Raw genomic sequence first — 5,784 nt, 5'->3', positions numbered from 1 at the left:
TTGCGAAGGGAGATCAATCTGAGGTAAGTTTATAAGGCCTGACCCATCACCAATAAATTCACCTGCTTTTACACTTGAATCAGTGACTAAGCCACTCTGCGTTAAATCTATTTGAGGCGGTAAATGATTGTTGGCTATATTGCTTATTTTTGCCCCATCACCAATAAATTCACCTGCTTTTACACTTGAATCGGTGACCAAGCCACTCTGCGTTAAATCTATTTGAGGCGGTAAATGATTGTTGGCTATATTGCTTATTTTTGCCCCATCACCAATTAATTCATCCGCTTTTACACTTGAATCGGTGACCAAGCCACTCTGCGTTAAATCTATTTGTGGCGGTAAATGATTGTTTGCTATATTGCTTATTTTTGCCCCATCACCAATTAATTCACCCGCTTTTACACTTGAATCGGTGACCAATCCACTCTGCGTTAAATCTATTTGAGGCGGTAAATGATTGTTGGCTATATTGCTTATTTTTGCCCCATCACCAATTAATTCACCCGCTTTTACACTTGAATCGGTGACCAATCCACTCTGCGTTAAATCTATTTGAGGCGGTAAATGATTGTTGGCTATATTCGTGATTTGTGCGCCATTAGCTATAACCTCTTTCACTTTAAGCGATGAATTTTCTCCAATTTGAGTTAAATCTATCTGCTCTGGTAAACGATCATTATTGATACTGCTTGTTGCCGTATCAATTAGATCCCCAAATTCTTGTTGAGTAGGGATATCACCACGCTGAAAGTAGCTTTTTAATCGTTCATTGAGTTCTGAAGTACTCATAATATTCCTCTGTAATCTAATAAATAAATGATGATTTCAGCCGCTGAGCTGAATGCTCAACAACTGCCGATTAAATTATGGGATCTGTTAGGTAAAATAATTGAGGTTAAATTAAGCTTTGTTATCTAAGAGTTTATTAATTTCTTTTACTATTGGCAGTTGTACTGGCTCAAATACTGGCATAGGCAAAGAGAGCGTATAGAGAATGGTTGCTTTAGGCGTACTCCCGAGTGCCTGCCATACTTGCCCTGTTACTTTTTCACTGTACTCATTACCGAATATTTGGCTGCGGATACCATAAGGTGATATATCAATTTGTTGTGCGAGTAGTAACTCTTCAGGTAGAAAATCGTACCGTCCTATACCTGCAATTAAATAGCCCATGATCAAATGCTCTATCGCAGCGCTTTGCTGTGGGTTTTTACTCCAAACGGTTAGCATATAAGTCAATGACACAAATTTAGGCTCAATGAATCGTGTACGGTGAGTTTGCGTAAAATTTATTTGCGTACGAGGTGGCTCACTTTGACGACGCTGAATATCTTCAGTTATACCAACTAAATAACAATTTATTGCGGGGTCGCTGCCTAAACCAGTAGTAAATTCATTATCTGGCGCTTGAAAGCTCAATACAATAGAAGTATCTACTACATCATCGTTATTATTGAGCGATAAAACTTTGTCTTTAATAAACGAATCAAGTGCCTGTTGTACTTTATAAATTAAGGTTGCGTCCATTGTGCCCTCCCGTTAACCACGTTGATAAAGATTGCTGGGTCATAAAGCCGGCATGTTGTTTTGAGAGTTCTCTATGTAATGCATTGGCAATCTCGGCTCGACTAATCAACTTTTTGTCAGCGATCAAACTTTGCAACAATGCCATTTCGCAGATATTGATTATTTGCGCAGCACTGAGCTCAAACAATGCTGCAAGTTGGCTAATGCCTTGGCATAAATCACTATCTGCATTGGTGCTTAAATTACGCTGCCAAATATCAACGCGCTGCTGTTTATCAGGTAAAGTAAACTCAATTACCCCTTGAAAGCGACGTAAAAATGCCTCATCAAGGTTACTTTTAAAGTTAGTACTTAGTAACAACAAGCCCGTGTAGTGTTCCATACGTTGAAGTAGGTAACTTACGCCCATATTGGCGTTTTTATCATGGCTTGACTCTACCTCGCTGCGTTTTGCAAAAATCGCATCTGCTTCGTCAAACATGAGTACCGCATTATATTTCTGAGCTGAATCAAATAGCTTAGCTAAGTGCTTTTCAGTTTCACCTATCCATTTACTGGCAATATTGGCCAAATTAACTATGTACAGTGGTAGTTGCAATTCACCTGCAATGGCTTCTGCGGCCATAGATTTACCAGTGCCTGGTTTACCCCAAAATAGCGCTTTACATCCTTGATTAAAACTAGGTAGACGCTGTTGTAATGAAGCTTTAAAATTAATTCTGGCGATTAACTCCTGCAATTGCACCGTAATTTTGTCATTCAATATCATGTCGTCGAGGGTAAAGCGCGCTTGACACAATTTAGCTAGTTCATCGCAGTGTTGACTTTGCGCTGAAAAACACAGCGCTTGCAATGTTTCCCAGTAATCTTGTTCATCACTTTTATCTGCCTTAGCATTGTTTGCTAGCTGCTTCATATGAGGTAACGCTACGGGATATTTAGCCACCAACTGCTGAGCTTGGGCTTTATCTAAATGCGTATGTTGCTCGCTATTACATAACGACAACCAAGCCTCTTTTAATTGTGACAAATTTGGTACTTGTACTTTAATTTTTAATGATTGCGTAAATACCTCGTCAAACAAGGGGCTAGCTGTTGTTGTTATTAACGCCAATTTTGTACATTGCTCAACTAGAGTATTTAATTGAATTAAGTTGTGTTGTAACAAGCTACCAATTTCGGGCCAATACAATAATACTGGTTGCGTTTGAGCTATGAGCTGTAAGCAGGCAAATTCATGCGCTAAATGAGATATGTTGAAACCATTGTTTGGCTCTGCTACATAGTGTGCCAACGTGGTATCGCACCGTAATGCCAACTGCTGAGTATACCAGGCGGTTATTTCATCATTTTCACTGTCGATAATAAGTAATGATTGAGCTGCAACCTCTTCTGGTAAACTAAAACAACTATCAAATACTGGGTCCTGCGCCGTGTCTACTAAAGTAAAGAAACTAAGGTAATCACAGCTTGTAGTACCACATTGCAAAAATTCATGTAAATAAGGGGCAATATTCACTGCGCTTTGTAAACCTATACTCTCATTTGTTAGGTATATTAACCCCCATTTAAACAATGCTGATTTAGGGCCAAATTCTGCTATGGTGTTGTATTTATTTAAAGATTCGTCCACTAATGTTACTAACTTATCTAAACTCAATGTTGGCCCTTGCTCAAACCAACTTAATCCTAAAAATGGGGCTATTACGTCTGGATCTTGAACTTGAATATAAACAAGTGCTAGCAACTTAGTTTCAGAATGAGACAACGAAAATAAATCAGTAAGATGGTTAAACCGTGGCATAAAAATTAGTTTATTTAACTGCTCATGTAGCTCTTTAACAGTATCACTTAGATGTTCATCTTGTGCTTTTAGCGCACTACCAAACTGATAGAGATGATAAGCAACTCGCCGCTCTTGCTCTGAATGAGGCACTTGTAATTGAGGTATAATGGCACTCATATCACTCTCCTAGAGCCATTTTTTGTGCCAGCTCATCAGCTCTCACTCCAACCTGCTTAGCCCATCTAGAGTCAAGCATTTCAGCCGCTGCTAAAGGGTAATTTTTATCTTCCAGTGCCCTGAGCATATTTTTAAACTTACATAGCCCTGCAACCCCAAGATTAAACGCCATATCTAGCAAAATAATCTTTTTAGTTTCATTCAATAATTTGAAAACGCGAATATGCACTGCAACCTGTGCTATAACATTATTAATGTCATTGTTTAATAGGTAATCTACCTCATCCAATGACAAACCTTTATCTTCTAAGTTACGGCCAATACCGATCGTTAATTTTCCTTCGGTACATCTATATGGTTTTAATGATAACCCCTCATAACGCAATAATTGGGCTTTCAGCGTTTGTATATTTGTTTCACTTAGATACGCCATAATTAAACCTCAACAATCGGTTTCAATAGCATTTCAGGTAAAGTTAGCATCATACTTTGCGCTAATCCCTCGACTTCAATTGCGACTAATTGTTGATTACGTCGCTCAACCAGAATACCGCAATACCCTTGTAAACTACCGCTAACAATTTCCACTTTAGTTCCTACTAGCAAACGATTAGACAGCACTTCAACCACTTTACCTGTAGATATAAAACGTTGAATTTTTTTCATTTCTTGCTGAGAAATCACAGCTGGTAGATTATTAAATTTAATATATGAAACGAAACCTGGTAGGCGTTTTAACTGTTGAAATTCATTACCGTCAATATAAACAAATACGTATGATTTAAATAACGGTACGCTTACCACTTTGGTTCGGTCACTCCATTGGCGGGCCTGATCTATTAAAGGCAAAAATGCTTCACAATCACTTTGCAAAAGATTGACCTGTACAGCAAATTTTTTCTCACTATTGGCTTTGGTATAAACCACAAACCACTGCCTTTCATTTTTCATATTAATGCTCCAGCCAAGCTCCGCCACATCAATCCCAGCTAAGGTGATGCGAATGTTCGATTTAAATTTGGGTATCTTGGTCAGATACCCCGTTATTTGAATAACGGGGTATTCATCTGTTTGTGAAAAAGATTTTTTAAATTATTTTGTGGTTACAAGCCAAGAAAAACCGATGACCTGAACATGAGGGCTTATACATACTGTAATGCACTTAGTTTCTTACGAGCCAATTGCACACGCTTTCTTGCATTTTCTTGGCTAATTTGTAATTGGTTTGCTATTTCTGAGTACTCCATTTCATAAATAAATTTATACTGGATCACTTGCTTTAAATCATTAGGCAAATCATTAATGGCATCCATCAACTTCTGATATAGGTGAATACGTTCATACTCACTTTCCAATGTTTGTGACTGGCTCTCCGTAAAATAAAACTGTGTTGAGGAGCTGTTGGCTTGTTTCACTAAATCGCTTTCTTTACTATTTAAGCGATGTATATCCATACAGATGTTATGGGCTATCCGACAAAGCCAAGCAAACATGTTTTCTATTTGAGAGCTGTCTTGTATATAAACTTTAAGCGCTTTTTCACACGCTTGTGCCATGGCGTCTTCAACTCGATCTTGGTCGCTATATAACCATTTATAGCAACAAGCCCGCACTCGTTTTTCATAATCTGACCAAATAACCCAAAACTTTAGGTGGGGATTAGTTTCAAGCTGAACGCTTGAATGGGAACTCCTTGATAAAAACATCATCTCTCCGCTTTAAATTGAATTTACGAAGCGATGACGTAGAACCAAGAGTTATGTGAACAAAAATAAAACAAAAGAAAAACAAAAAAATAACAACATGTAGTTATTTATCATTAATCGGTGTTTTTCTTACTTGTCTGTATTTAAGGAAATAATAGTATTACTTTTTTGATTCGTGTCTATTACAAAGCATTACAACAAAAAAGCGCCAATATATTGCAAGGTAGAGGAGTGATAAAAACTAATAATCGCTTTTATTACTGTATGTAGTTTTAATTATTAGAATAGCGTTATAAATTAAAGTCTGTGAACTTAAACCTCATCAAATAAAACTGCACTGACAAAAAATTAGCAGTTCTAGTCTCAATAGGACGGTTCAATACCTTCTAACTTATAAGTAGTTGTTTTGTTATTTCCGACTTATAAAATATGGGTTAAATGGAACTTATGAAGTAAAGGGAAAGTACTTAGTGAAATAAATTTAATGCTTGATAAGTATTCTAATTCTATATTGCGCGTACTTAAATAAAAGCCGGAAATACGTATCTAGCAGCTTGTCTTATCTGTACTAGCTCAGACTTGATC

General features: G+C 37.3%; 6 protein-coding genes. All 6 read right to left on the bottom strand.

The window, feature by feature from the left end; translation table 11 throughout:
* Positions 1–792 (bottom strand): hypothetical protein (locus DO88_RS0118415; protein ID WP_033040614.1); only part of this gene is annotated, 792 nt, incomplete at its 3' end.
* Between the two features lie 111 nt (positions 793–903).
* Positions 904–1,530: a Pvc16 family protein gene (locus tag DO88_RS03375; protein ID WP_007378999.1), complete on the bottom strand. Its 627-nt coding sequence runs from the start codon at positions 1,528–1,530 to the stop codon at positions 904–906.
* Entirely contained in the window at positions 1,508–3,493 is a 1,986-nt protein-coding gene (locus DO88_RS03380; RefSeq protein WP_007378998.1) for an ATP-binding protein, read from the bottom strand. The genes DO88_RS03375 and DO88_RS03380 overlap by 23 nt, the downstream gene beginning before the upstream one ends.
* Before the next feature lies 1 nt (position 3,494).
* Positions 3,495–3,926 (bottom strand): glycoside hydrolase family protein, encoded by a 432-nt coding sequence (locus DO88_RS03385; protein ID WP_007378997.1) that lies wholly within the window; start codon positions 3,924–3,926, stop codon positions 3,495–3,497.
* A gap of 2 nt (positions 3,927–3,928) precedes the next feature.
* On the bottom strand, positions 3,929–4,471 hold the full coding sequence (locus DO88_RS03390) for a UpxY family transcription antiterminator (RefSeq protein WP_008137321.1): 543 nt from the start codon (positions 4,469–4,471) through the stop codon (positions 3,929–3,931).
* A 164-nt stretch (positions 4,472–4,635) separates the two neighbouring features.
* On the bottom strand, positions 4,636–5,202 hold the full coding sequence (locus tag DO88_RS03395) for an RNA polymerase sigma factor (protein WP_232224826.1): 567 nt from the start codon (positions 5,200–5,202) through the stop codon (positions 4,636–4,638).
* Between the last annotated feature and the right edge of the window lie 582 nt (positions 5,203–5,784).

It is taken from the genome of Pseudoalteromonas sp. S3431 (genome assembly GCF_000690035.1).
In the GTDB taxonomy this organism is placed as follows: Bacteria; Pseudomonadota; Gammaproteobacteria; order Enterobacterales; family Alteromonadaceae; genus Pseudoalteromonas; species Pseudoalteromonas fuliginea.
The sequence above is the reverse complement of the archived record's forward strand: the minus strand, read 5'-3'. Positions and strand labels throughout refer to the sequence as shown.

What these genes read in the sequence shown, in the direction of transcription:
- DO88_RS03375 (WP_007378999.1), bottom strand. Translation starts at nt 1,530, where the DNA reads ATGGACGCAACCTTAATTTATAAAGTACAACAGGCACTTGATTCGTTT.
- DO88_RS03380 (WP_007378998.1), bottom strand. Translation starts at nt 3,493, where the DNA reads ATGAGTGCCATTATACCTCAATTACAAGTGCCTCATTCAGAGCAAGAG.
- DO88_RS03385 (WP_007378997.1), bottom strand. Translation starts at nt 3,926, where the DNA reads ATGGCGTATCTAAGTGAAACAAATATACAAACGCTGAAAGCCCAATTA.
- DO88_RS03395 (WP_232224826.1), bottom strand. Translation starts at nt 5,202, where the DNA reads ATGATGTTTTTATCAAGGAGTTCCCATTCAAGCGTTCAGCTTGAAACT.